Origin of the sequence: Salinarimonas sp. NSM, assembly GCF_052380005.1 — a bacterium.
Classification (GTDB): domain Bacteria; phylum Pseudomonadota; class Alphaproteobacteria; order Rhizobiales; family Beijerinckiaceae; genus Salinarimonas.
The window spans coordinates 56,978-79,068 of sequence record NZ_JBQTCJ010000011.1 but is presented as its reverse complement, the minus strand read 5'-3'; the positions used below and the strand labels follow the sequence as shown (position 1 = coordinate 79,068).

The window sequence follows — 22,091 nt, the reverse complement described above, 5'->3', positions numbered from 1 at the left end:
GAGGTAAGACATCCGCGAAGAGCGAGAGAGCGTGCTGGCGAGAGGAGTGCCGATGCGTCTGCTCCTGGTGGAAGACCACCCAGCGCTGCGGGTCACCCTCGCTGAAGCACTCCAGCGGGCCGGATACTCGGTCGATCCGGTCGGGACCGCCGGTGCTGCCGAGGAATTCGCGGGCCTCACCCTATACGACCTGATCATCCTCGATCTCGGCCTGCCCGACGCGGACGGCGCGAGCATCCTCGAGCGGCTGCGCCGGGGCGGCGCGGTCCCGATCATCGTGCTCACCGCCCGAGACGGCGTCGACGACCGTGTGGCGAGCCTCGATGCCGGGGCCGACGACTACGTGGTCAAGCCCGTCGACGTGCAGGAATTGACGGCGCGCTGCCGCGCGGTCCTGCGCCGCCCCGGCGGACGCCTGGGGGCCGTCCTGCGTGTCGGCGATCTCGAACTCGACACGGTGACGCGCGAGGTCCGGGTCGGCGGCGGCGCGGTCACGGTCGGGCGACGCGAGATCGCGGCACTGGAGAAGCTCTTGCGACGGAAGGGAACGGTCGTGCCCCGGCGCATGCTCGAAAGCGCCGTCTATGGGATCGACGACGAGATCGGCGACAACGCCCTCGAGGCGGTCGTCTCGCGGCTGCGGCGCGCGCTCGCCGCGGCCGGCAGCTCGGCGTCGATCGCCACGGTGCGTGGGCTCGGCTGGATGATCGTCGACGACGAGCAGCGCCGATGACGGCCGGACCCTCGCTCGCCCGCACGCTGGCCGTCCGGCTCACGATCGTCGCCGCTCTCGTCGCGCTCCTCAACCTCGTCGTCGTCGCCGTCTATTACGGATCGGATCGGGAGGGGCTCGAAGCCGAGATGATGCGCACCGAGCTCGCGCGGCTGGAGGGCGCGCTCGTCGAGGAGGCCGGCGGTCTGCGGGTCGCGGACGAGGCGCGGCTGCTCTACGCGCAGCATCCGGGCGCCTACGCCTTCACCCTGCTCGACGCGTCCGGCGCGCGCCTGGACGGAGCCAACGACGCCCTCGTGCCGGCGCCGGCCTCTTCGGTCGACGTCTTCGCGGACGATTGGCTCACCCGCTTCGAGGCGGCGGGTGCGTCCGGTCCGACGGCTCTGGTCGCCTCACACACGATCGAGCGCGGCGGGAGCCCGCCGGCCCGCCTCGTCTTCGTCGCCGTCGGGGATCCCGGGTGTCTGCTGAGGGGCGTCTTCCTGGACGAGCTGATCGGCCACATCTGGCTGCCGCTCGTCCCCGCTTTGGCACTGATGCTCGGCGCGAGCGTCGTCACGATCCGCCGCTCGCTGGCGCCGGTCGATCGGGCGGCGGCGTGGGCGCGCTGCGTCGGACCGGGGCGCCCGGCGCCGGACGTGCCCGATCTGCGCCTCCCCGCCGAAGTCGCCGACCTCGTCGAGGCGGCGCGGCGTTCGTTGTCCCGGCTCGAGACTGCGCTCGACGACGAGAGCCGACGCGCGGCGGAGGCGGCGCACGCCTTGCGGACCCCGCTCGCCGTGCTCATCGCCCGTCTCGACGGTTTGGCCGACGGCCCGGAGCGCCGCGTGCTGGAGCACGATCTGCGCGGGCTCGCGCGCACGGTCGAGCAGGTGCTCGCCTCCGCCCGCGCCGACGCCCTGGTCGTCCCCGAGGACGCTGTTTTGGACCTCGTTCCCGTCGCGGAGCAGGTGGTGGCGCGTTACGCGCCGATCCTGCTCGGCGCCGGGCGCGACATCGAGCTCGTCGTCGAGGATCCCGCCCCGGTGCGAGGGCTCGCCGCGTTCGTCGACATCGCTCTTTCGAATCTCGTGGAGAACGCGACCGCCCACGGCGTCGGCGCGGTCCGCGTCGTCGTGGGGCCGGGTGCGAGTGTGGCGGTGTCGGACGAAGGTCCGGGGATCGCCGGTGAAGAGGTCCCGCGCCTGTTCCACCCCTTCGCCCGCGGGACCGCGACGGAAGCGGGCGGCGCGGGGCTCGGCCTCTCCATCGTCGCGCGCATTCAGAAGGCGCACGGCGGGCGCGTGGAATGCCTGCCGACGGCGGACGGAGGGACGACCTTCGCGCTCGCCTATCGGCGGGCGGCCTGACTACGCGGCTTCGCGAAGCGGGTGGCGGCCGTCGTCTTCGGGCTTCGTATTGCCGGGGGACGTGTCGCGAAGGTGTTTTCGCAGCCGTGCGAAGGCGTCACGCAGGAAGCCCCCGGCGATGTGAGCGCCGAGCCGGGCCGGCGGATGGTCCGCCGTCATCCGCGCCGCATGGGCCGGGTCGGGCAGAACCGGAGCGTCGCCCGGGCGCGCGCGGCGAAACACCATCACGCAGCCCTCGGCGGTGAAGCGCGTGTCCCGCGTCAGACCAGCCCGCCAGGCGGCGAGCGCGAGCGTCTGCGGCGTGAACCCGTGGACATGGGCGAAGTGGAGCCGCTTGAACAGCGGCCGGTCGTTCGGCGTCATGTCGGGAACGGCGACGTGCACGACACCGCCCGGCGCCAGCAGATCGCGCATCCGGGCGAGCGCCTCGACCGGGCGGGGATGGTGCTCCAGCACGTGATGAGACGTCACGACGTCGAACCCGTGGCGGGGGAGCGTGGCATGCTCGAGATCCGTCTCGTGAACCGTGAGACCGGCGCGCTCGCGGGCGTGGGCGGCGTAGCCCCGACCCGGCTCGATCCCCGCGCCGACGACGCCGCGCACGGCGCTCGCCTCGAGAAACTCGCCCGAGCCGCAGCCCACGTCGAGCACGCGGGCATCTCGAACCAGGACCGGCGCCAACAAGGCGATTCGGTCGGCGGCTTCGCGCATCCGGCGCAGGCGATGCACCCGCGAGGGCGCGCCGCGCGTGAACTGGTAGTCGAACCGATATTCGTCGGCGTAGTAGCGTGCGAGGGCGGAATCGGTCGGCATCGGATCGGTGCGCAGCAGCCCACAGGCGTCGCAGCACAGGGTTCGCAAGGGCTTCAGGCGGCGATCGAGGCGGGCGACAACGCGCGCGTGGGTGCCGCCGCACGCGGCGCACGGGCGGCTCTCGCCCTCGTAAGTATAGGGTAGGCCGGGCAGAAGATTGATGAGCGCGTGGAGCATGATTCTCCCCTTGTCGTCGGAGAGGTAGCTCCACTTCCTGACCGCAGCCTGACGAGATCACCGAGCCGCCTCGATTACCCTGTCGGCGTCGGCGCGAGGCGACCGTGATGGCCAAACCCCGAGCGGTGCAGCAAGATGCACTCACTGCTCTGCCCCCTCGCCAAGTGTTCGAGTCCGCTTTCGAAACCAGGCCACGAGCGAAAGCCTGAGCGGAGGGCCTAGCCGCTCGTCTGGGAGTGCCGGGCCGCGGCATAAGTGCATGTCCTCAACCGCGGACTGCGTAAGGCCGCACGGCCCGCCCCTCTCTCGCCCGCGATGGAGCGCTTCGATGGACGATCCTGCACTTCTCGTCGATCTCCACGTCGACGGCGACCGGCAGGGGCCCGGCGGCGAGGCGGAGACCCGGCTGTCCGTCGCGCTCTCGGGCCTCGTCGGCCGCACGGGGCTGAACGTCGCCGACATCGGCTGCGGCACGGGAGCCTCGACCCTCGTGCTCGCGGACGCGCTCGATGCGCGAATCACCGCGGTCGATTTCCTGCCGGCCTTCCTCGAGAAGCTCGCGGAGGCGGCGCGCGCGGCCGGCGTCGCCGAGCGAATCACGCCGCTGGAGGCGTCGATGGAGGCGCTGACCTTCGCGCCGGGCTCGCTCGACGCGATCTGGTCCGAGGGCGCGATCTACAACATGGGCTTCGAGGCGGGCGTCGAAGCCTGGCGCGGCTTCCTGAAGCGGGGCGGCATCCTCGCCGTCTCCGAGCTGACCTGGCTCACGGACCGCAGGCCCGACGCGCTCGAGGCGCATTGGCGCGCCCAGTACCCACAGGTCGACACCGCCTCGGCGAAGATGGCGGTGCTGGAGCGGCTGGGCTTCACGCCGCTCGGCTACTTCCCGCTGCCCGACCGTTGCTGGATGGAGACCTACTACGCGCCGATGCGACGGCGCTTCCCCGACTTCCTAGCGCGCCACGGCGACGCGCCCGCGGCCCGCGCGATCGTCGAGGCGGAGGAAACCGAGATCGCGCTCTGGGAGCGCTGGCGCGCCCATTTCGGCTATGGCTACTACATCGCCCGCAAGGTGCGCGACTGACGCCGCGACGGCCTGCACCCGCGAGCGTCGTCAGGCGGCGCCCATCGTGGCGCGCACCCGGCTGCGGAACTCGTCGATGACGACGAGGGAGCGCTCCCGCTCGGCGTGCCAGAATGTCCAGCCGTTGCACGCCGGCAGGCCCTGCGCGAGCGCGCCGATCTTGTGGATCGAGCCGACGATGCCGCCGAGCGCGAGCGTCCCGTCCGGGCGCACGATCGCCTCGTGGCGGCGACGCTGGCAGATCAGCCGCTCGCCGGGGCGCACGAAGCCGCTCTCGACGATGGAGAGGAAGGGCACGCGCGGCTCCGCGCGCTTGTCGGGCGCCGCCGCGATGGCGTCGGCCGAGAGCGGCTCGACGGCCTCGATCCGCGCCCGCGCCGCCGCGGCGTAGCCGGGGTCGCGCTCGATGCCGACGAAGTGGCGCCCGAGCTTCTTCGCGACCGCGCCCGTCGTGCCGGTGCCGAAGAACGGGTCTAGCACGACGTCGCCGGGATTGGACGAGGACAGGAGCACGCGCGCGAGCAGCGCCTCGGGCTTCTGCGTCGGGTGGAGCTTGTCGCCGTTCTCGTCCTTGAGCCGCTCGCCGCCGGTGCAGAGCGGGATGAACCAGTCCGAGCGCATCTGGACGTCGTCGTTGCCGCCCTTGAGCGCATCGTAGTGGAAGGTGTAGCCCTTCGCGTCCGGTCCCTTGGCGGCCCAGATCAGGGTCTCGTGGGCGTTGGTGAAGCGCTTGCCGCGGAAGTTCGGCATCGGGTTCGCCTTCCGCCAGACGATGTCGTTGAGGACCCAGAAGCCCTCGTCCTGGAGGGTCGTGCCGACGCGGAAGACGTTGTGGTAGGAGCCGATCACCCACAGCGTCGCGGTCTTCTTCATCACGCGCCGCACGGCCTTCAGCCAGGCGCGGGTGAAGGCGTCGTAGGCCCCGAAGCTCGCGAACTTGTCCCAGTCGTCGTCGACGGCGTCGACCACGCTCTGGTCCGGCCGCGTGAGGGCGCTCTCGAGCTGGAGATTGTAGGGCGGATCGGCGAAGACGAGGTCGACGCTCTCCGCCGGCAGCCGCTCGAGGGCGGCGATGCAGTCGCCGACGTGAATGGTATCCCGGATCGCCTCTCGCGGATCTGCGGGCGCGATGCGCCCCGGGATTGCGAGGCTCTTCGAGGGATGCGTGATCCCCATCCGAGGCGCCGACGCGGCTCGCCCGGTACGCGAAACCAGTTTCCGGGCGGCGGCGCCGGCGGCCCCGGTACGCGAGGTACCCATGGCCATGCACCGTGTACTCGACTGAACGGATCGGAGGATGCGGCCGTCAGGGTAAAGATCGCGTTTGCGGGACGCAGAAAATGCGTCTCGGATTGGGGCTGCAGATATTGCCTAGTCGTTGATCTGAAATGATTTTCTTGGTTTACGTGCGTTAAGCGGTGCGCTCGGCGGCGAGAGCCGCGAGGTGCGCGTGGATCTGCGCGACGACGGCCGCGCCTTCGCCGATGGCGCCGCCCACCCGCTTCACCGAGCCCGAGCGCACGTCGCCCACCGCGAAGATCCCGGGCCGGCTCGTCGCGAGCGTCGGCGCCCCGTCGGCCCCGGTGACGACGAAGCCCTTGTCGTCGAGCGCGACGGCGCATCCGGAAAGCCACTCGCTGGCGGGCTCGGCGCCGACGAAGAGGAAGACGTGCCGAATCGCCGCCTCGGCCTCGCCGTCGGGACCGCGCCAGCGCACGCGCTCGAGACCGGCGTCGCTTCCCACGAGCGCGACGAGCTCGGTGCGGGTCATGACCGCGATGTTGGGCGTCGCCTCGATCCGGTCGATGAGGTAGCGGGACATCGACGCCTCGAGCGACGGGCCGCGCACCATCAGCCGCACGCGCGCCGCGTGGCCCGACAGGAACACCGCCGCCTGCCCGGCGGAATTGCCGCCGCCGACGAGGACGACCTCCGCCCCGGCGCAGACGCGGGCCTCGCCCGGCGAGGCCCAGTACCAGACGCCGCGGCTCTCGACCCGCGCGAGGTTCTCGAGCCGCGGCCGGCGATAGCGTGCGCCGCTCGCGATCACCACGGTACGCGCGAGATAGGCGCCGCCGCCCTCGAGCTCTAGCCGGTGCGGGGCCTCGTCCACGCCGCAGACGAGGCGCTCGACGCGCACGGGAATGGCGATCTCCGCACCGAACTTCTGCGCCTGCACGAAGGCGCGCGCGGCGAGCGCCTGGCCCGTGATCCCGGTCGGGAAGCCGAAATAGTTCTCGATCCGCGCGCTCGCCCCCGCCTGCCCGCCGAAGGCGCGGGCGTCGAGCACGACGACGGAAAGTCCCTCGGAGGCCGCGTAGACGGCGGTGGCGAGTCCCGCCGGCCCTGCGCCGACGACCGCGACGTCGAACACGCGCCCGGCCTCCGGGGTGCCGATCATGCCGAGCGCGCGCGCGAGATCGCCTTCGCTCGGATTGCGCAGGACGCTCCCGTCCGCGGTGACGACGAGCGGCAGTTCCGAGGGCTCCGGCGCGTAGCGCGCCACGAGCTGAGCCGCGTCCTCGTCGTCGGCGGGATCGAGCATGCGATAGGGATAGCCGTTGCGGGAGACGAAGCTCGCGAGCCGTGCCGTATCGGCGGAATCGCGCGGGCCGATGAAGAGCGGCCCGCCGTCGCCGGTCTCGATCAGGCTCGAACGCCGCAGGATGAGGCTGCGCATGATGCGCTCGCCGAGCGCGGCCTCCGCCACCATCAGCGCGCGCAGCCGCTCGGGCGGCAGCAGGACGGCCTCCACCGGGCCGACCGCGTGCCCGTCGACGAGGGCGGCGCGGCCCGAGAGCTGGCCCACCTCGGCGACGAAGGCGCCCGGCCCGTGCTCGACGATGAGGGCGACGTGGCCGAGCCCGTCGCGGCGGGTGATCCGCACCCGCCCGCTCGTGAGCAGGTAGAGCCCCGCCCCGGGCTCGCCCGCCGTGAACAGCCGCTCCCCGTCGGCGAAGGCGACCCGCGCGCCGAAGCGGGCCGCGCGGGACATCTCCTCCTCGGTCAACGTCGGGAACATCTGCGCCTGCCGGCGGGCGGCGATCGTGTCGGGAAGGGTGACCATGGCGATGTCCTCACGGCGTGCAGGCTCTGTATGGGGCGCGCCGGGGCCGGCCGCGTGGCGCGGCTTGCTCCCCCGACGCGGAGGGGGCGTCAGGCGCCCGAGAAGACCGTCTCGACCTCGGCCGTGGGGGCGGCATGCGCCGTCCAGAACGCCTCGGCGATCCGGTCCGGATCGAACGGCCCGCCGGGCGCCACCTGGCCGGCGATCGTCACCGTCGCGAGCCGGATGCCCATCTTGGCGAATTCCGGCGCGGCCGCGTGGACGAAGCCGCGCAGGCCCGACTTGACCGCGGTCAGCGCCGGAACGGCCCCGCCGTAGTGCGGCGCGAGCGCGAGCCCTCCGCCGGTCGCGAGGATGGTGCCGCCGCCTGCGCTCATGGCGGGCGCGACCGCGCGCATCGCGGTCGCCGCGCCCGTGAGGCCGAGCCGCAGCTCTCGATCGAACGCGTCGGGCTCGAGCGCCATCACGGGGCTTTCCGCCCACACGGCCGCATTCCAGACGAGCACGCTCGGACGGCCGTGGTCACGCAGGATCGCCGCGATCGCGCGACGGATCTCGACGTGGTCGGACAGGTCGGCGGAATACGAGGCGGCGACGCCGCCGGCATTCGTGACCTGCGCCGCGATGTCGGCGAGGCGTGCCTCGTCGCGGGCGATCAGCGCGACGCGGAAGCCGTCGCGAGCGAAGCGGCGCGCGACGGCGGCGCCGATACCGGGGCCGACGCCGGCGACGATGGCGAGGGGGGTGGTGGTCATGGGTCTCTGCTCCGAGGGAGCGGCGCGTGCCGCCGATGGAGCGCAGATGTGGCGCAGCGGGACTGGCGACAATTCGTTCAGTCGAATAGCATCTATCCACTCTATGGATAGACGTGCCGATGGACCTGAACCTGCTCCTCGCCTTCGAGGCCCTCGACAAGACCCGCAGCGTGTCGGCGGCGGCGCGGATGCTGGGGCTGAGCCAGCCGGCGACGAGCGCCGCCCTCGGGCGGCTCCGCCGGGAACTCGACGACGAGCTCTTCTCCTACGTCGGCCGGCGCATGGAGCCGACGCCGAAGGCGCGCCGGCTCGCGCCCACGGTCCTCTCCGCGCTCGCGGACCTGCGCGGGGCGATCGACGAGGAGCGCCCGTTCGATCCCGCGACCACCGCATCGGTCTTCACCGTCGCCATGACGGACTACGGCAGCGCCGTCGTCGCCCCCGCCCTCGTCGCCCGCCTCGGCCACGCCGCACCCGGCGCCGATCTCCGCATCGTCGGCTACGAGAAGCGCGAGGTCGGCGCCTTGATCGACCGGGGCGCGGTCGACGCCGCCATCGGCGTGTTCGGAGACCCGCCGGAGCGCACCGTCGTGACGTCGCTCCTGACGGAGCGGCTCGTGGGCGTCGCCCGCGCCGACCATCCCGCCTTGCGCGGACCGCTCGACACGGCGCGCTTCGCCGCGCTCGACCACGTGCTGGTGACGCAGGGGCGCGACGCGATCGGGATCGTCGACGAGCTCCTGGCGGCGCAGGGCCTGTCGCGCCGGGTCGCGCTCGCGCTGCCGCACCTGATGGCGGTTCCCGAGGTCCTGCGCGCGAGCGATCTCGTGGCCGCCGTCCCCTCCTTGGCGGCCGCGCGCTTCGGCGAGGGTCTCGGGGTCTTCGCCCTGCCGCTCCCGGCGCTCGCGCCCTGGCGGTTGCAGATGCTCTGGTCGCCCTTCGCCAGAAGCGACCGGGCGCAGGCCTGGCTGCGGGCGCGGATCGTCGAGATCTGCGCCGCGCTGCCCGCCGCGCGCCCGGCGGTGCCGGTCAGCTCGGCGTGAAGATCTGCTCCACGAACAGGAACTCCTCGCCGCCAGGATAGCGCACGAAGATGCGCTCCACCGAGCCCGCCTCCGTCATCTCGAACTCGAAGCGGATGGTGCGCTTGCGCCCCGTGGGCTCCGCGCCCATGCCGGCCTCGGTGCTGTCGCCGAGGACGCTGATCGTGCCGTCGGGCATCGCCGCGCCCTGGTAGATCATCGATCCCGGCTCGAACGTGTCGAAGGTGGCGAGCTCGAAGCGCTGCTCGAGATTGTTGTAGCCGAGGATCGCGATCCGCTCGGAGGGCGCGCCGAAGACGTCGCCGGAGAGATGCTCCTGCACGTAGCGGCCACCGAGGATCCATTCCCGCGTGGCGCTGAGGCCCTGCGCCACGAAGGGCTCGGCGCCCGGGCCGGGATAGACGCGCATCTCGACGTCCCAGGTCCCGATCAGCGGCTCGAGCAAAGCGTGGCTCGGTCCGGGCATGGCGAGGCGGGCGCTGGCGGAGAGGTCGTCCGCCGCGACGGCGGGCGTCGAGACGGCGAGGAACGTCGCGAGGGCGACGCCGGCGAAGAGGGCTTTCATGGGAGGTCTCCATCGTCCGTCGATCGGACGCCGCGACCCTGCGGCACGCCGGGGACCGCTGTCGTTCCGCGAATTGCGCGACGTGGCGGCGCTTGCGCAAATCGGCTCGCGTCGCTCGCCGGGCGGCCCGTCGTCGGCGATGTCGCAGCAAGACCCGTGCGGCCCGCGCAAGGCGCGACACGCCACGATCGGCGGCGAGGCCCACCCTCCACGCTCCCTCGTCGGAGACCAGGTCATGAACCGTATCGCGCGCACCACCCTCGCCCTCGCCGCCGGCGCGCTCGCCGGCGTGGCGCAGGCACAGGAGGCCACCACCACCCTGGCGTCGTTCCCTGCGGGGACGTTCCTGGAGAATCTCGATGTCGGGCCGGACGAGCGGCTCGTCTTCACGAGCTATTTCGACCGCACGGTCCTCGCCTGGAGCGGCACGGGCGCGCCGACGCCGCTCGTCGTGCTGGACGGTCATCCCGTGGGAATCCTCTCGCTCGAGAGCGGCCTCGTCCTGACCATGCACGGCACGCCCTTCACGGCGGGTCCCTCCTTCACCGCCACGAACGCGTTCGTGGTGACGGATCGCGACGGCGGCGCGGCGCGGGTCGTGCCCGCACCGGACGCGCTCTTCCTCAACGGCCTCGTCGAGCTCGCGCCGGGCGTGGTGCTCGCCGCCGACTCGCTCGCCGGCCGGATCTGGCGCTTCGACGTGGCGACGGGGGTGATCTCCGAATGGCTGGCCGATCCGCTGCTCGCGGTGGACCCGGCCGTCGAAGGCTTCAGTCCCGGGGCGAACGGCCTCGAGATCGCCGACGGCCAGCTCTACGTCTCGAACTCCTCGCGCCGCGCGCTCTACCGCGTGGCACTCGACGGCGAGCGTCCGGCGGGCGCGCCGGTCCTGTTCTCGCAGACCGGCCCGATCGACGACTTCAGCATCCTCGCCGACGGCACCATCGCCGCCGCCTCGCACGGCGAGACCGTCATCGCCGTCGATCGCGCGGGCGCGGTCACGACGCTCCTCGCCGAGGGCTGCGACGGCTGCACGGCGCTCGTGCCCTACGGCTCCGCCGGCGATCTCGTCGTGCTCACCACGGGGAGCCTGCTCGAAGGCGGGACGAACGAGGCGCGGGTGTTCTCGATGGCCTCTCCGATCGCGCGCTGAGGCGCCGCGATCAGCCGACGCGCTCCCGCTGCTGGCGGAAGCGCGTCGGCGAGATCGCGTGCGTGCCGCGGAAGGCGCGCGCGAAGCTCTGCGAGCTGTCGTAGCCGAGCGCGAAGGCGATCTCGGTCACGGGCGCGCTCGTCGTCGCCAGCAGGAGTCGCGCCCGCTCCATGCGGATCGCCGTCTGGTAGCGGTGCGGCGGCAGGCCCGTCGAGATCTTGAAGGCGCGGGCGAAGTGGAAGACCGAGAGATCCACCAGGGTCGCGAGCTCGCGCAGCGAGACCGCCTCGGCATGATGCTCCTGCAGGTATTCCGTCGCACGCGAGAGCTGCCAGGGCGCGAGCCCGCCCCGCGGGATCGGCAGGGGGCGATCGGCCGTCGCCATCATCATGGCGACGAGCTGCATGAGGAGCCCCTCCACGAACATCGGACCGTTGAGGTTGCCCGCCCGGATCTCGGTCGTGATCCGCACGAAGGCGGCGGTGAAGGCGGGGCTCTCCAGCGCGTGGCGATGGAGCCCACCGAAATGCCCGTCCTGCGGCAACGGGTGCTCGGCGCAGAGCGCGCGCAGCGGTGCGTAGGGAATGGCCAGGGTCTCGATCATGTTCGGCCGATCGAGCAGGATCGTCGTCTGCGTCCTTGGTGGGACCACGACGAAGGCGTTGCGGGGAACGTTCGCCCGGAAACGCCCGCCACCGACGTCGAGCGTGCAGGGAATGAGGCGCGACAGCCCGCGGGTGATCACGAGATCCGGCACGGGGGCGTCGGAATAGTCGCCCGCGCCCTGGCGCGCCGCGATCAGCGTCGTGCCGAGCGCCACCGGCGCCGCCACCTCGACGAGCGTCTCGCCGTAGGCGGCCCGGTAGAAGGCCTCCAGGCTGTCGTAGGCTGCGCCCTGCATCCGTCCGGGCCTCCTCCACCGCAGCGACGCATGGAGTGTGCCAGAATTCCCATGCGTCACAACCATGCGCGCCGCGGGATCCGTGCGGCACCGCAAGATCCGCCACGTCGGCGCCCGCGTCTCCCGGATTGGCATCCCTTCGCCATTTGGATTATGAGAGGCGCCAGCCGCGCACCAACCCCATAGCGCCCTGCCCACCGCGCCCGACCGTGCGCGCGAGGAAAGCCGCCCATGAACTGGATCTCCGACGTCGTTCGTCCGCGCATCAAGACGCTGTTCAAGCGCGAGACGCCCGACAACCTCTGGATCAAGTGCCCGGATACCGGGCAGATGGTCTTCCACAAGGACGTCGAGGCCAACCTCTGGGTCATTCCCGGGTCGAACCATCACCTGCGCATGGGCGCGCGGGAGCGGCTCGCCAGCGTCTTCGACGAGGCCTTCGAGGAGATCGCGCTGCCCGAGGTCGCGACCGACCCGCTCAAGTTCCGCGACGAGAAGCGCTACGTCGACCGGCTCAAGGAGAACCGCGCCAAGACCGGAATGCCCGACGCCGTGCGCGTCGCCGTCGGTGCGGTGGGCGGGCTCGACACCACCGTCGCGGTGCAGGACTTCGCCTTCATGGGCGGCTCGCTCGGCATGGCCGCGGGCGAGGCGATCGTCACCGCGGCCGAGACCGCGTATTCCCGCAGGACGCCTTTCGTGCTGTTCGTGGCGTCGGGCGGCGCGCGCATGCAGGAGGGAATCCTGTCGCTGATGCAGATGCCGCGCACGACGGTGGCGCTGCGCCGCCTCAAGGAGGCGCGCCTGCCCTACGTCGTGGTGCTCACCCACCCGACGACCGGCGGCGTCTCGGCCTCCTACGCCATGCTCGGCGACATCCACATCGCCGAGCCGGGCGCCGTGATCGGCTTCGCGGGCGCGCGCGTCATCGAGCAGACGATCCGCGAGAAGCTCCCCGAGGGCTTCCAGCGGGCCGAGTACCTCAAGGAGCACGGCATGGTCGACATGGTCGTCGATCGGCGCGAGCTGAAGGGCACGCTCGTCACGCTCCTGCGCCTCCTCACCAAGGCGCCCGCGCTCGAGGCGGCGACCGTCGCCGCGCCGCAGTCCGTCTCGCTCGAGAAGCGCGCGGGCGACGCGCCGCTCGACATCGAGCGGCCGCAGGGCGATGCGGGCGAGACGGATGCGGCGGCGGACGCGGAGGGCCGGGTCGAGCGCCTCGCCGAGAGCCGTCCCGATCCCGCCGCACCGGAGACCGCGCGCGGCTGACGCGCGCCACACCCCCTCGCTGACACAGGCCGCCGCCCATGGAGTCGTCGGACGCCATCCTCGCGCGCTTCCTCGCGCTGCACCCGAAGTCGATCGACTTCTCGCTGTCACGCATCGAGCGCCTGCTCGCGCGGCTCGGCCACCCCGAGAAGCGCCTGCCGCCGACGATCCACGTCGCCGGCACCAACGGCAAGGGCTCGACCATCGCCTTCATGCGCGCGATCCTGGAGGCGGCCGGGCTCGTCGTGCACGTCTACACCTCGCCGCATCTCGTGCGCTTCCACGAGCGCATCCGCCTCGGCCGGCCCGGCGGCGGCGCCTTCGTGCCGGAGGAGCGGCTGGTGGAGACGCTGCGCGCCTGCGAGGAGGCGAACGAGGGCGAGCCGATCACCGTCTTCGAGATCACCACCGCCGCCGCGCTGGCGCTGTTCGCCGAGGAGCCGGCGGACGTGCTGCTGCTCGAGGTCGGCCTCGGCGGCCGGCTCGACGCCACGAACGTGATCGCCGAGCCGGCGGCGGCGATCGTCACCTCGATCGGCCTCGACCACGCCGAGTATCTCGGCGACACGATCGAGAAGATCGCCGGCGAGAAGGCCGGCATCTTCAAGCGCGGCTGCCCGGCGGTGATCGCGCGCCAGGACCACGAGGCGGCCGAGCGGACGCTCGTCGCCGCCGCCGAGCGCGTCCGGGCCTCTCGGATCCGCGTCGGCGGGCAGGACTTCTCGACTCACGAGGAGGGCGGCCGGCTCGTCTACGAGGACGACGACGGGCTCCTCGACCTGCCGATGCCGCGGCTGCCGGGCGCGCACCAGCTCGTCAATGCCGGCGCTGCCATCGCCGGCCTGCGCGCCGCCGGCTTCTCGCGGCTGCCGGCGGAGGCCTTCGAGCGCGGGATGACGAGCGTGGACTGGCCCGGGCGCCTCCAGCGCCTCACCCGCGGCGTGCTGCCGGCGCTCGCGCCGGAGGGCTCCGAGGTCTGGGTCGACGGCGGCCACAACCCCGACGGCGGCCGCGCCGTCGCCGCCGCGATGGCCGACAGGGCCGAGCGCGCCGACGTGCCGCTCGTGATGATCGTCGGCATGCTCGGCACCAAGGACGCGACCGGCTTCCTGAAGAACTTCTCAGGCCTCGCCCGCGAGGTGATCTGCGTGCCGATCCCTTCGCAGATGGCCGCGCGCCCGCCCGAGGAGGTCGCCGCCATCGCCGCCTCGGTGGGCCTCGTCACGTCGACCGCGCCGAGCGTCGAGGCCGCGCTCGCCGTCCTCAACGACACGGTCTGGGACGCGCCGCCGCGGGTGCTGATCTGCGGGTCGCTGTATCTCGCGGGAAGCGTGCTGGCGGCGAACGGGTCGCTGCCGGCTTGACGAGGGGGGTGTCGACCGCGGGGCGCTTGCCCCGCGCGCCCGCGCCGCGTAGGTTCCGGGCCATGCTGAAGACCGAGGATCCCGCCCATCCGGCGCACCTGAACCCGCTCGTGAAGCTCGCGCTGGAGCTCGGGCCGCTGGGGCTGTTCTTCTTCGCCAACCAGCGCTTCGACATCATGACGGCAACCGCCGCCTTCGTGGTGGCGACGGTGGTGGCGCTCGCGATCCACTACGCGCTGGTCAAGCGCCTGCCGATGATGCCGCTCGTCTCGGGCGTCGTCGTCGTCGTGTTCGGCGGGCTGACGCTGATCCTCGCCGACGAGCTGTTCATCAAGCTCAAGCCGACGATCGTGAACACGCTGTTCGGCGCCGTGCTGCTCGGGGGACTGTGGTTCGGCAAGTCGCTTCTGACCATCGTCCTCGATTCCGTGTTCAAGCTCACCGACGAGGGCTGGCGCAAGCTCACCTTCCGCTGGGGGCTGTTCTTCTTCTTCCTGGCCGCTGTCAACGAGGTCGTCTGGCGCACCCAGACGACGGATTTCTGGGTGAGCTTCAAGGTCTTCGGCATCATGCCGATCACGCTCGCCTTCGCGCTCGCGCAGACGCCGCTGATCCTCAAGCACGAGGACAAGAGCGGCGACGGGGAGAGCGCGGCGTAGCGCAAAGCACGTCGGAACCGTCGCGCCGCCTCTCGACTTCCTCTCGCGAACGCACACGCGAGGGGAGAGCGAGACATGGCGGGTTCCAACGCCCTGGAGAAGACGGCACGGGTCGGCTATGCCGCCCGAGGGATCGTCTACATGCTCGTCGGCGGGCTCGCCGTGATGGCGGCGGTCGGCGCCGGCGGGGATACCGGCGGCAGCCGCAACGCGCTCGCGAGCCTGCTCGACGAGCCCTACGGCAAGGCGCTGCTCGCCGTCATCGCGCTCGGGCTTCTCGCCTTCGCCGTCTGGCGGGAGGTGGCGGCGGTCAGCGACGCGGATCGTCGCGGGACGTCCGGCAAGGGGCTCGCCATCCGCGGCGCGCACGTGATCAGCGGGATCGTCTATCTCTCGCTCGCCGTCTACGCCGCCGGCCTCGCCTTCGGCTGGGCGACGGGCGGCGGCGGGTCGGGGGACGGCGGCGCGCAGAGCTGGTCCGCCTGGCTCCTGGCGCAGCCTTTCGGCCGCTGGCTGCTGGGCCTCGTCGGTCTCGCCGTGGCGGGCGTCGGCGTCGCGTTCCTCGGGCGCGCCTGGAAGGGCGACGTGACGAAGCACCTGCACTACGCGCCCGAGCAGCGCGGCTGGGTCGTGCCGCTGGGCCGCGCCGGCTTCGCGGCGCGCGGCGTGGTGTTCCTGATCATCGGCGGCTTTCTCGTGGTGGCCGCCTGGCAGGCGCAGTCGAGCGAGGCGCGGGGGCTCGGCGGGGCGCTGCGCACCCTCCAGGAGCAGCCTTACGGCTGGGTGCTCCTCGGGCTCGTCGCCGCCGGCCTGTTCGCCTTCGGCGTCTTCGGCCTCGTGCAGGCGGTCTACCGCCGCATCGACGCGCCGGACATGGACGATGCCGCCGGCGACGCGAAGCGCGCAGCGCAGCGGGGGGCGCGGAAGGTCAGCTGACGGGTGCTCTCCCGCGCGCCGCGATCAGGTCCCGCAGCGTCGTGATCGTCGAGGCGTCGGCCACGCCGTCGATGCGCTCGGGGCGGAAGTGGCGCTGGAACGCGCTCACAACCTGCTCCGTCGTCTCGCCGAAGACGCCGTCGATCGGGACGCCCCAGCCGTACAGCGCGAGCATGGCCTGCAGCGCCTCGATCGGCGGGCCCTCCTCGCCACGCTGGAAGAAGCGGCCGTCGCGGATCGGCGTCGGCGAGACCCAGTGCCCGACGCCCTCGGCGGCGAGCCGCGCCCATGGGAAGGTCTCGCCGGGGTCGCGCTTGCGCGAGGGCGCCACGTCGGAATGGGCGAGCACGCGCTCCGGACGGATCGCCCAGCGGGCGACGAGATCGCGGCACAGCGCGATCACCGCGGCGATCTGTGCCTCCGGATAGGGCGCGAGCCGGCCCGCCTCGTCGTGTCCGGGATGCGCGATCTCGATGCCGAGCGAAGCGGAGTTGAGATCGGTCTCGCCCGCCCAGCTCGACACCCCCGCGTGCCACGCCCGCCGTCCCTCCGGTACGAGCTGGAGCGTGCGGCCGTCCTCGAAGACGAAGTAGTGGCAGGACACCTCGGAGACGGGGTTGCACAGCCATTGCAGCGCCTGCCCGGCATCGGGCATGCCGGTGTAGTGCAGGACCAGCATGTCCGGCCGCCTCCCGTCCTTGCGCTCGCCGTGATTCGGCGAGGGGAAGACCTTTTGCGCGTGCTGGGATTCGGGGGAGGGGTGGGGCATGTCGCTGGAGGCTCTTCGATCGTCCCGTTGACTTATGCGCGATGCGGACGTGGCGCCAGCGTCCGCGATCCTACAGCCCGCGCTCCCGCGCGATCCGGTCCCACGCCGCGTTGACCGCGGCGAGGCGGCGGGTGGCGATGGCGATGGCTTCCGGGGGCAGGCCGCGGGCGACGGCGCGGTCGGGGTGGATCTCGGCGACGAGGCGGCGCCACTGCGCCTTGAGCGCGGCGTCGTCCATCTCGCGGGTCGCGCCCAGCACGGCGTAGGGATCGTCCTCCAAGGCCACGTGGCGCGCGGCCACCCGCTCGAACCGGGCGGCGTCGAAGCCGAAGATGCGGGCGACCTCGCCCAGGAAGGCGAACTCGCGCTCGTGCACGGCCCCGTCGGCGGCGGCGATGAGGAAGAGGCCGTCGAGCACGTCCTCGAGCAGCGCCGGCTCGTCGGCGAGGAGCTCGCGCATCTGCAGCGCGTAGGACTCGTAGCCGTCGGCGGTGCGGCTCGCCAGATCGAACAGCGCCTCGACCCGGGCGCGGTCCGCCTCGTCGACCTCGACGATCCGGCGGAACGCCTCGCGCTCGGAGCGCATCACCACGCCGTCCGCCTTGGCCATCTTCGCCGCGAGCGCGACGAGGCCGGTGGTGAAGACCACGTCCTTGGGCGTCGGGCCGAGAAGGCCTCCTTCGCGGAACGGCGCACCCTCGCGGTCGACGAGGACGTGGCCGATCGCGGCACCGATCAGCGCGCCGATCGGCCCGCCGACCACGAAGCCGATCCCGAACCCGCCGAGCTTTCCCCACACGCTCATCGCCACAGGCCTTCCCGAATCGCCCGAGACGCTAGCGCAAAAGCGGAAGGCCCGGGAGGGATTCCCGGGCCTTCGCGAGCGATTGTGCAGGACTGTCGTCCTCAGGCGGGGTAGCAGTAGCCGTCGCTGGCGAGATAGTAGCCGCGCGGGCAGCCCGAGGCGGCGGGGGCCGTGCCCGCGCCGATGATCGCGCCGGCGCCGGCACCGAGCGCGCCGCCGATGAGGGCGCCCTCACCGCGGTTGCCGGATCCGGCGACCGCGCTGCCGACGGCCGCCCCGCCCGCGCCGCCGATCAGGGCACCGCCGACCGCGCGCTCGCCGGGGGTCGTGCAGGCGCCGACCGAGAAGGCGAGCGCGCCGGCGGCGAGAAGCGTAGCGAAGCGTTTCATGGGTGATCTCCTCCCTCGAGGCCCGGAACGCCGGGCGGTCGAAATCCAACCCAGAACGCGGAGATCGCACGTCCGTTCCCCCGCGCCGCGCGGATCGTCGGGCGCGGTCGCCGGAGGCCGATGCGCGGTGGCGCTTGACGAGGGTGGGGCCGCGCGCCCACATGGAGCCCGCGTCAGTCGGCCGGGCGGCCGCTCCGCGCATCGCGCGGGGAGGAAAGTCCGGGCTCCACGGAGAAACGGTGCCGGATAACGTCCGGCGGGGGCGACCCCAGGGACAGTGCCACAGAAAGCAGACCGCCGCGGCGGGCTCCGGCCCGTCCGCGGTCAGGGTGAAAGGGTGCGGTAAGAGCGCACCGCGGGACCGGCAACGGCGCCCGGCACGGCAAACCCCACCGGGAGCAAGACCGAATAGGGACGACACGGGGCGCAACCGCGCCCCAGGGCCGTCTCCGGCCTCGTCGTCCGGGTTGGTTGCACGAGGTGGCCGGCAACGGTCATCCCAGATGAATGGCCGCCCATCGCGGGGTGACCCGCGTGGACAGAACCCGGCTTACAGGCCGGCTGACGCGACTTCGCCGAATGCAACGCCCTCGCCGATCGCGGTCGTCGTGTCGCAGGTCGGCTGCGCCGCGCCGTGCGTAGACCCCGGCGAAGGAGGCGTGTCGACATGAACGCTGCGGAGATATTCACGCTCGGGAAGGCGGGCCTGTGGCTCCTGCTGCCCATCGCCTTCGGCATCTGGCAGCTCGTCTCGGTGCGCCGGGAGATCCGGCGCGACCGTGAGGCGGCGAGCCGCGAGGCGGCGCGCACGCCGCCTACCAGCTGATCTCGAACAGGCAGGCGGCGTCGCCGCGGCCCTCGCAGGCGGTCTGGCGGCAGCGGGCGCGCGGATGGACGAGGGCGCGCCAGAGCGCCTCGAACGTGCCGGCGTAGAAGGCGCAACCCGGCAGCGTGAGGCGCGCGCCCGCGACGAGCGGGCAGCCGCCGATCCGTACCCGCGCGGGCGCCGTGGCGAGGACGGAGAAGGCGCCGGACCCCGCGAAGGTCCAGGAATGACGCGCCACCGCCTTCAGGAGGAGCCGGCTCGTGAGCGGCGCCGGAAGGCGGGCGAGGAGCCACCGCGCCGGTGCGGGGATGCGATGCGCGAGCAGGTAGCGACCCGTGCGTAGCCCGGCTTCGAAGCCGAGCTCCGCCGCCATCGGCTCGCCGACCGCGGCGCGCAGGACGGCGTGGAGCGCCGCAACCTCGCGCTCGTCGACCATCGCCGCGGGCGGCGCGAAGACGTAGGGCTCGAGCCCGGCCTGCACGAGGATTCGCCCGGTCTCCCGGCGGCCGAGCGCCTCGAGCAGTACCTCGCGCATCTGGATGATGGCGTTGGGCCCGATGCGTGCCGACGCCGACGCGGCCGGGGCGTCCGCGTCGGCGAGGTCCGCCGGGAGTGCGGCGGGGGGCGCGCCCATGGCTCAGGCGTCCTCTGCCATCTGCTGCTTGCCGCCGCCGCAGGCCATGACGGGACCCTCGCCGCCGGCGGTATCGGGGAGCGCCCCCGGCGGCGTCTCGCGCACGTCGGCGCGCGCCGCCTTCGCCACCGCCGCGCGCTCGCGCAGGGCCGCGCTCTGCTTGGCCTTGCGATGCGCCTTGGCGCGATCCGCCGCCGCCTGCCACTCGTCCGCCTGGGCCGGGGCGATCCGGCGCGTGTCGTCGAAGTGGAAGTCGACCTTGCCCTTCGACTGCGGCCCCCAGTAGTTCACCTTGCCGAGGTCGTAGAACGTCCTCGCGAAGCCGGCCTTCAGGAAGGCCTTCAGGCAGCCGAGCAGGTAGCGCCGTCGGAAGCCCTTGCCCTTCCACGGGTAGTCGAACAGCGCCTTCTTCATGTAGAAGCGCCGGTAGTTGTTCATGACCCGGTCGAGCAGCTCGCCGCGCTCCATCGCGTCGGGCTTGATGATCGGCGTGACGAAGTTGTACTTGTCGAAGTCGTAGATCTCGACCTTGTCGCCCAGCTCCTGGAACAGCGGCGTATAGGGCCAGGGCGTGTACATCGACCAGTTGGCGAGATCCGGGTCCCAGTCCCGCGCCATCTGGTAGGTCTCCTCCAGCGTCTCGGCGGTCTCGTTCTCGAGCCCGACGATGAACTGCGCCTCCACGAAGATGTCGGCGTCGCGCAGCGCGCGGATGGCGCGCTTGTTGTCCTCGATCGTGGTCTCCTTGTTGAAGCGGTCGAGCTTCATCTGCGCCGCCGCCTCGGTGCCGAGCGAGACGTGGACGAGGCCGGCCGCGCGGTAGAACTTCAGGTCGTCGATGTCGCGCAGGATGTCGGTGACGCGGGTGTTGATGCCCCACTTGATCTTGTCGGGCAGGCCGCGGTCGATCAGCTCCTGGCAGAAGGCCGTGAACTTCTTCTTGTTGATGGTCGGCTCCTCGTCCGCGAGGATGAAGAAGCCTACCTGGTGGTCGCGCACCAGAGCCTCGATCTCGTCCACCACCTTCTTCGGGTCGCGCACCCGGTAGTCGCGCCAGAACTTCCACTGGCTGCAGAAGGTGCAGGTGAAGGGGCAGCCCCGCGCCATGTTGGGGATCGCGACGCGCACGCCGAGCGGGATGTAGATGTACTTCTCCCACTCGAGCAGCGACCAGTCCGGCGAGATCGCGTCGACGTTCTTGACGGTGGGCGCCGCCGGGCTCGCGACGATCGTCTCGCCTTCGCGGAAGGCCAGCCCGCGGATGGAGTTGCGGTCCTGCGGCCAGCGGCCGTTGAGCACGGCGGTGCACAGGTCGACGATGATCTCCTCGCCCTCGCCGCGCACGACCACGTCGATCCAGGGCGCCTCGGACAGGACCTGCTTGTACATGAAGGTGGCGTGCACGCCGCCGATGACCGTGACGATCTCCGGGTTGACCTCCTTCGCGATCTCGAGCACCCGCTCGGCCTTGTAGATCGAGGGGGTGATGGCGGTCGTCCCGACCATGTCGGGGTTCGCGTTCTCGATCTCGGCGCGGATCTGCTCGTCGGAGAGATGGTTCGTCATCGCATCGACGAAGACGACGTCCGTGAAGCCCGCGCTCTTCAGGGATCCCGCGAGGTAGGCGACCCAGGCGGGCGGCCAGTTCCCGGCGATCTCGGCGCCGCCGGAATGGTAGTTGGGGTGGATCAGCATGATGCGCATGGGGGAGCCTCCCGACGGTCTTGTCAGGAAAAGCTGACACATCGAGCCGTCAGGCAACGTGATCTAGATCAAGGCTCCGCAATCGCACCGAGGTTCACCGGCGCTGCCCGCCGGACTACTGCGCGTCGAGCACCGCCGTCTCGAGCTCGGCCGGATCGAGCTCGGCCATCGTGCGCCGCAGCCCGTTCTCCCGCGCGAACGCGTCCTCCACCGCCTCGCGCGCGCTGATGCCCAGCCGCTCGTCGGCCTTCTCGCGCAGCCTCGCCGTCATCTGCGCCTCGCGGAAGGGTCGGAAGTCGGCGAGCCCCGAGGGACGGCCGTCGCGGCCGCGGAAGACGAGGGGACCTTCGTTCGTCATGACGATGTCGCCGCGGCGAAGCGTCATGTCGAGGCGGATGTCGAGCCGCTCCGCGACGCGCCGGTTCGGGCCCTGGCACGAGCAGGTGTCGTCCGTCGAGGTGCGGTAGGCGCCCGCCATCGGCACGTCGGCGTAGCGCATGCCGTCGGCGGCGCGGGCGCGGTCGAGGTCGTCCTCGCCCGGCGAGAGCACGAAGAGCTTCGTCGGCGCGCCCGGACAGCCGGCGTTGCAGGCGAGGTCGTGCAGCGGCAGGTCGCGCTGGGAGGCGAGATCGCCGACGGGGAAGGCGTAGCCGTCGCACATGCGCACGCACATGGTGCGCCCCGCGGGGCCGGACGCGATCCGCGAGGAACCTTGCGGGCTCCCGCCCGACGCGGAGGACCCGTCGAGCGTCGCCGGCTGCGTCGCCGTGGGCAGGACGCGGTGGCGCCGCGCGAAGGCGTCGCGCGGGGGCGGTGGCGCGTTCACCCGCTGCGCTGCCGGAGCGCGGGCGTCCGCCCGGAAGAAGTCGAGCGCGCCGGTCGCCTCGACGGCGCTCGGCGCGAGCGCCGGCGCCAGGCCTGCGGCGAGGAGGGCGATGCCGGCGAGGCGGGCGGCCGTTCGCGCACGGTCGTTCGCGCGCGGCGTATCGCCGGCGCGTCGGCCAGTCTTGTGGATGTTCACGGTGGTACCCCGATGGGTCGTTCCAGCATTTGGAACGGCAAGTCTCCATCCGGGGAAGAGTTCCGTTGCCGAAAA

22 protein-coding genes and 1 other RNA gene are annotated in these 22,091 nt (G+C 72.2%); 11 read left to right on the top strand and 12 right to left on the bottom strand.

Annotated elements, in window-relative coordinates:
* The first annotated feature begins 52 nt into the window (after positions 1 to 52).
* Together ACTZWW_RS06830 and ACTZWW_RS06825 are read left to right on the top strand one after the other, a co-directional pair.
* Entirely contained in the window at positions 53 to 733 is a 681-nt protein-coding gene (locus ACTZWW_RS06830) for a response regulator (RefSeq protein WP_444780188.1), read from the top strand.
* Positions 730 to 2,082, top strand: a complete 1,353-nt coding sequence (locus ACTZWW_RS06825) for a sensor histidine kinase (protein ID WP_444780187.1) — start codon at positions 730 to 732, stop codon at positions 2,080 to 2,082. Before ACTZWW_RS06830 ends, ACTZWW_RS06825 begins: the two co-directional genes overlap by 4 nt.
* Here ACTZWW_RS06825 and ACTZWW_RS06820 read toward each other — a convergent pair whose 3' ends face one another.
* Positions 2,083 to 3,072 (bottom strand): class I SAM-dependent methyltransferase, encoded by a 990-nt coding sequence (locus tag ACTZWW_RS06820; protein WP_444780186.1) that lies wholly within the window; start codon positions 3,070 to 3,072, stop codon positions 2,083 to 2,085. It lies immediately after the preceding gene.
* A gap of 328 nt (positions 3,073 to 3,400) precedes the next feature.
* Here ACTZWW_RS06820 and ACTZWW_RS06815 point away from each other — a divergent pair, with 328 nt between their 5' ends.
* A complete protein-coding gene (locus ACTZWW_RS06815) occupies positions 3,401 to 4,156 on the top strand; it encodes a class I SAM-dependent methyltransferase (RefSeq protein WP_444780185.1) in 756 nt (251 codons plus the stop codon).
* A 30-nt stretch (positions 4,157 to 4,186) separates the two neighbouring features.
* On the opposite strand, the gene ACTZWW_RS06810 is transcribed toward ACTZWW_RS06815, so the two are convergent.
* The 3 genes from ACTZWW_RS06810 to ACTZWW_RS06800 all read right to left on the bottom strand — a co-directional run bounded on the left by ACTZWW_RS06810 (position 4,187) and on the right by ACTZWW_RS06800 (position 7,978).
* Positions 4,187 to 5,416 carry a site-specific DNA-methyltransferase gene (locus tag ACTZWW_RS06810; protein ID WP_444780184.1) on the bottom strand — a complete coding sequence of 410 codons (1,230 nt, stop codon included), beginning with the start codon at positions 5,414 to 5,416 and terminating at the stop codon, positions 4,187 to 4,189.
* 151 nt (positions 5,417 to 5,567) lie between these two features.
* Positions 5,568 to 7,223, bottom strand: a complete 1,656-nt coding sequence (locus ACTZWW_RS06805) for an FAD-dependent oxidoreductase (protein ID WP_444780183.1) — start codon at positions 7,221 to 7,223, stop codon at positions 5,568 to 5,570.
* Between the two features lie 89 nt (positions 7,224 to 7,312).
* The gene (locus tag ACTZWW_RS06800) at positions 7,313 to 7,978 is read right to left on the bottom strand and encodes an SDR family oxidoreductase (protein ID WP_444780182.1); all 666 of its coding nucleotides are present in this window, start codon (positions 7,976 to 7,978) and stop codon (positions 7,313 to 7,315) included.
* Positions 7,979 to 8,097: 119 nt separating this feature from the next.
* On the opposite strand from ACTZWW_RS06800, the gene ACTZWW_RS06795 reads away from it, so the two are divergent.
* Positions 8,098 to 9,021: a LysR family transcriptional regulator gene (locus ACTZWW_RS06795; RefSeq protein WP_444780181.1), complete on the top strand. Its 924-nt coding sequence runs from the start codon at positions 8,098 to 8,100 to the stop codon at positions 9,019 to 9,021.
* On the opposite strand, the gene ACTZWW_RS06790 is transcribed toward ACTZWW_RS06795, so the two are convergent.
* Positions 9,008 to 9,586, bottom strand: a complete 579-nt coding sequence (locus ACTZWW_RS06790; RefSeq protein ID WP_444780180.1) for a DUF1579 family protein — start codon at positions 9,584 to 9,586, stop codon at positions 9,008 to 9,010. The two genes, ACTZWW_RS06795 and ACTZWW_RS06790, sit on opposite strands and share 14 nt — an antisense overlap.
* Before the next feature lie 235 nt (positions 9,587 to 9,821).
* Between ACTZWW_RS06790 and ACTZWW_RS06785 the strand changes: the two genes are divergently transcribed.
* Positions 9,822 to 10,739 (top strand): SMP-30/gluconolactonase/LRE family protein, encoded by a 918-nt coding sequence (locus ACTZWW_RS06785; RefSeq protein ID WP_444780179.1) that lies wholly within the window; start codon positions 9,822 to 9,824, stop codon positions 10,737 to 10,739.
* A gap of 10 nt (positions 10,740 to 10,749) precedes the next feature.
* Here ACTZWW_RS06785 and ACTZWW_RS06780 read toward each other — a convergent pair whose 3' ends face one another.
* Positions 10,750 to 11,640 carry a helix-turn-helix transcriptional regulator gene (locus ACTZWW_RS06780; protein ID WP_444780178.1) on the bottom strand — a complete coding sequence of 297 codons (891 nt, stop codon included), beginning with the start codon at positions 11,638 to 11,640 and terminating at the stop codon, positions 10,750 to 10,752.
* A 231-nt stretch (positions 11,641 to 11,871) separates the two neighbouring features.
* On the opposite strand from ACTZWW_RS06780, the gene accD reads away from it, so the two are divergent.
* From accD to ACTZWW_RS06760, 4 genes are all read left to right on the top strand, one after another.
* Entirely contained in the window at positions 11,872 to 12,909 is a 1,038-nt protein-coding gene (accD, locus tag ACTZWW_RS06775) for an acetyl-CoA carboxylase, carboxyltransferase subunit beta (protein ID WP_444780177.1), read from the top strand.
* Between the two features lie 38 nt (positions 12,910 to 12,947).
* Complete coding sequence (locus ACTZWW_RS06770; protein ID WP_444780176.1) at positions 12,948 to 14,273, top strand: bifunctional folylpolyglutamate synthase/dihydrofolate synthase; 1,326 nt, start codon at positions 12,948 to 12,950, stop codon at positions 14,271 to 14,273.
* A 65-nt stretch (positions 14,274 to 14,338) separates the two neighbouring features.
* A complete protein-coding gene (locus ACTZWW_RS06765; RefSeq protein WP_444780201.1) occupies positions 14,339 to 14,932 on the top strand; it encodes a septation protein A in 594 nt (197 codons plus the stop codon).
* 75 nt (positions 14,933 to 15,007) lie between these two features.
* The gene (locus ACTZWW_RS06760; RefSeq protein ID WP_444780175.1) at positions 15,008 to 15,868 is read left to right on the top strand and encodes a DUF1206 domain-containing protein; all 861 of its coding nucleotides are present in this window, start codon (positions 15,008 to 15,010) and stop codon (positions 15,866 to 15,868) included.
* Here the strand turns inward: ACTZWW_RS06760 and ACTZWW_RS06755 are convergent.
* The 3 genes from ACTZWW_RS06755 to ACTZWW_RS06745 all read right to left on the bottom strand — a co-directional run bounded on the left by ACTZWW_RS06755 (position 15,861) and on the right by ACTZWW_RS06745 (position 17,831).
* The gene (locus ACTZWW_RS06755; protein WP_444780174.1) at positions 15,861 to 16,637 is read right to left on the bottom strand and encodes an N-acetylmuramoyl-L-alanine amidase; all 777 of its coding nucleotides are present in this window, start codon (positions 16,635 to 16,637) and stop codon (positions 15,861 to 15,863) included. The two genes, ACTZWW_RS06760 and ACTZWW_RS06755, sit on opposite strands and share 8 nt — an antisense overlap.
* A 70-nt stretch (positions 16,638 to 16,707) precedes the next feature.
* Entirely contained in the window at positions 16,708 to 17,448 is a 741-nt protein-coding gene (locus tag ACTZWW_RS06750; protein ID WP_444780173.1) for a TerB family tellurite resistance protein, read from the bottom strand.
* A 95-nt stretch (positions 17,449 to 17,543) separates the two neighbouring features.
* The gene (locus ACTZWW_RS06745) at positions 17,544 to 17,831 is read right to left on the bottom strand and encodes a hypothetical protein (protein ID WP_444780172.1); all 288 of its coding nucleotides are present in this window, start codon (positions 17,829 to 17,831) and stop codon (positions 17,544 to 17,546) included.
* 173 nt (positions 17,832 to 18,004) lie between these two features.
* On the opposite strand from ACTZWW_RS06745, the gene rnpB reads away from it, so the two are divergent.
* Together rnpB and ACTZWW_RS06735 are read left to right on the top strand one after the other, a co-directional pair.
* Positions 18,005 to 18,400: RNase P RNA component class A (gene rnpB, locus ACTZWW_RS06740), an RNA gene on the top strand.
* Between the two features lie 98 nt (positions 18,401 to 18,498).
* The gene (locus ACTZWW_RS06735) at positions 18,499 to 18,657 is read left to right on the top strand and encodes a hypothetical protein (protein ID WP_444780171.1); all 159 of its coding nucleotides are present in this window, start codon (positions 18,499 to 18,501) and stop codon (positions 18,655 to 18,657) included.
* Here the strand turns inward: ACTZWW_RS06735 and bchJ are convergent.
* The 3 genes from bchJ to ACTZWW_RS06720 form a co-directional block, all read right to left on the bottom strand.
* A complete protein-coding gene (bchJ, locus tag ACTZWW_RS06730; protein WP_444780170.1) occupies positions 18,647 to 19,291 on the bottom strand; it encodes a bacteriochlorophyll 4-vinyl reductase in 645 nt (214 codons plus the stop codon). The two genes, ACTZWW_RS06735 and bchJ, sit on opposite strands and share 11 nt — an antisense overlap.
* Positions 19,292 to 19,294: 3 nt before the next feature.
* Complete coding sequence (gene bchE, locus ACTZWW_RS06725) at positions 19,295 to 20,995, bottom strand: magnesium-protoporphyrin IX monomethyl ester anaerobic oxidative cyclase (protein WP_444780169.1); 1,701 nt, start codon at positions 20,993 to 20,995, stop codon at positions 19,295 to 19,297.
* Between the two features lie 115 nt (positions 20,996 to 21,110).
* Positions 21,111 to 22,016 carry a DUF2865 domain-containing protein gene (locus ACTZWW_RS06720; protein ID WP_444780168.1) on the bottom strand — a complete coding sequence of 302 codons (906 nt, stop codon included), beginning with the start codon at positions 22,014 to 22,016 and terminating at the stop codon, positions 21,111 to 21,113.
* Between the last annotated feature and the right edge of the window lie 75 nt (positions 22,017 to 22,091).

What these genes read in the sequence shown, in the direction of transcription:
- ACTZWW_RS06795 (WP_444780181.1), top strand. Translation starts at nt 8,098, where the DNA reads ATGGACCTGAACCTGCTCCTCGCCTTCGAGGCCCTCGACAAGACCCGC.
- accD (WP_444780177.1), top strand. Translation starts at nt 11,872, where the DNA reads ATGAACTGGATCTCCGACGTCGTTCGTCCGCGCATCAAGACGCTGTTC.
- ACTZWW_RS06780 (WP_444780178.1), bottom strand. Translation starts at nt 11,640, where the DNA reads ATGCAGGGCGCAGCCTACGACAGCCTGGAGGCCTTCTACCGGGCCGCC.
- ACTZWW_RS06815 (WP_444780185.1), top strand. Translation starts at nt 3,401, where the DNA reads ATGGACGATCCTGCACTTCTCGTCGATCTCCACGTCGACGGCGACCGG.
- ACTZWW_RS06820 (WP_444780186.1), bottom strand. Translation starts at nt 3,072, where the DNA reads ATGCTCCACGCGCTCATCAATCTTCTGCCCGGCCTACCCTATACTTAC.
- ACTZWW_RS06755 (WP_444780174.1), bottom strand. Translation starts at nt 16,637, where the DNA reads ATGCCCCACCCCTCCCCCGAATCCCAGCACGCGCAAAAGGTCTTCCCC.
- ACTZWW_RS06745 (WP_444780172.1), bottom strand. Translation starts at nt 17,831, where the DNA reads ATGAAACGCTTCGCTACGCTTCTCGCCGCCGGCGCGCTCGCCTTCTCG.
- bchE (WP_444780169.1), bottom strand. Translation starts at nt 20,995, where the DNA reads ATGCGCATCATGCTGATCCACCCCAACTACCATTCCGGCGGCGCCGAG.
- ACTZWW_RS06825 (WP_444780187.1), top strand. Translation starts at nt 730, where the DNA reads ATGACGGCCGGACCCTCGCTCGCCCGCACGCTGGCCGTCCGGCTCACG.
- ACTZWW_RS06810 (WP_444780184.1), bottom strand. Translation starts at nt 5,416, where the DNA reads ATGGGTACCTCGCGTACCGGGGCCGCCGGCGCCGCCGCCCGGAAACTG.
- ACTZWW_RS06800 (WP_444780182.1), bottom strand. Translation starts at nt 7,978, where the DNA reads ATGACCACCACCCCCCTCGCCATCGTCGCCGGCGTCGGCCCCGGTATC.
- ACTZWW_RS06735 (WP_444780171.1), top strand. Translation starts at nt 18,499, where the DNA reads ATGAACGCTGCGGAGATATTCACGCTCGGGAAGGCGGGCCTGTGGCTC.
- ACTZWW_RS06760 (WP_444780175.1), top strand. Translation starts at nt 15,008, where the DNA reads ATGGCGGGTTCCAACGCCCTGGAGAAGACGGCACGGGTCGGCTATGCC.
- bchJ (WP_444780170.1), bottom strand. Translation starts at nt 19,291, where the DNA reads ATGGGCGCGCCCCCCGCCGCACTCCCGGCGGACCTCGCCGACGCGGAC.
- ACTZWW_RS06805 (WP_444780183.1), bottom strand. Translation starts at nt 7,223, where the DNA reads ATGGTCACCCTTCCCGACACGATCGCCGCCCGCCGGCAGGCGCAGATG.
- ACTZWW_RS06770 (WP_444780176.1), top strand. Translation starts at nt 12,948, where the DNA reads ATGGAGTCGTCGGACGCCATCCTCGCGCGCTTCCTCGCGCTGCACCCG.
- ACTZWW_RS06785 (WP_444780179.1), top strand. Translation starts at nt 9,822, where the DNA reads ATGAACCGTATCGCGCGCACCACCCTCGCCCTCGCCGCCGGCGCGCTC.
- ACTZWW_RS06830 (WP_444780188.1), top strand. Translation starts at nt 53, where the DNA reads ATGCGTCTGCTCCTGGTGGAAGACCACCCAGCGCTGCGGGTCACCCTC.
- ACTZWW_RS06790 (WP_444780180.1), bottom strand. Translation starts at nt 9,586, where the DNA reads ATGAAAGCCCTCTTCGCCGGCGTCGCCCTCGCGACGTTCCTCGCCGTC.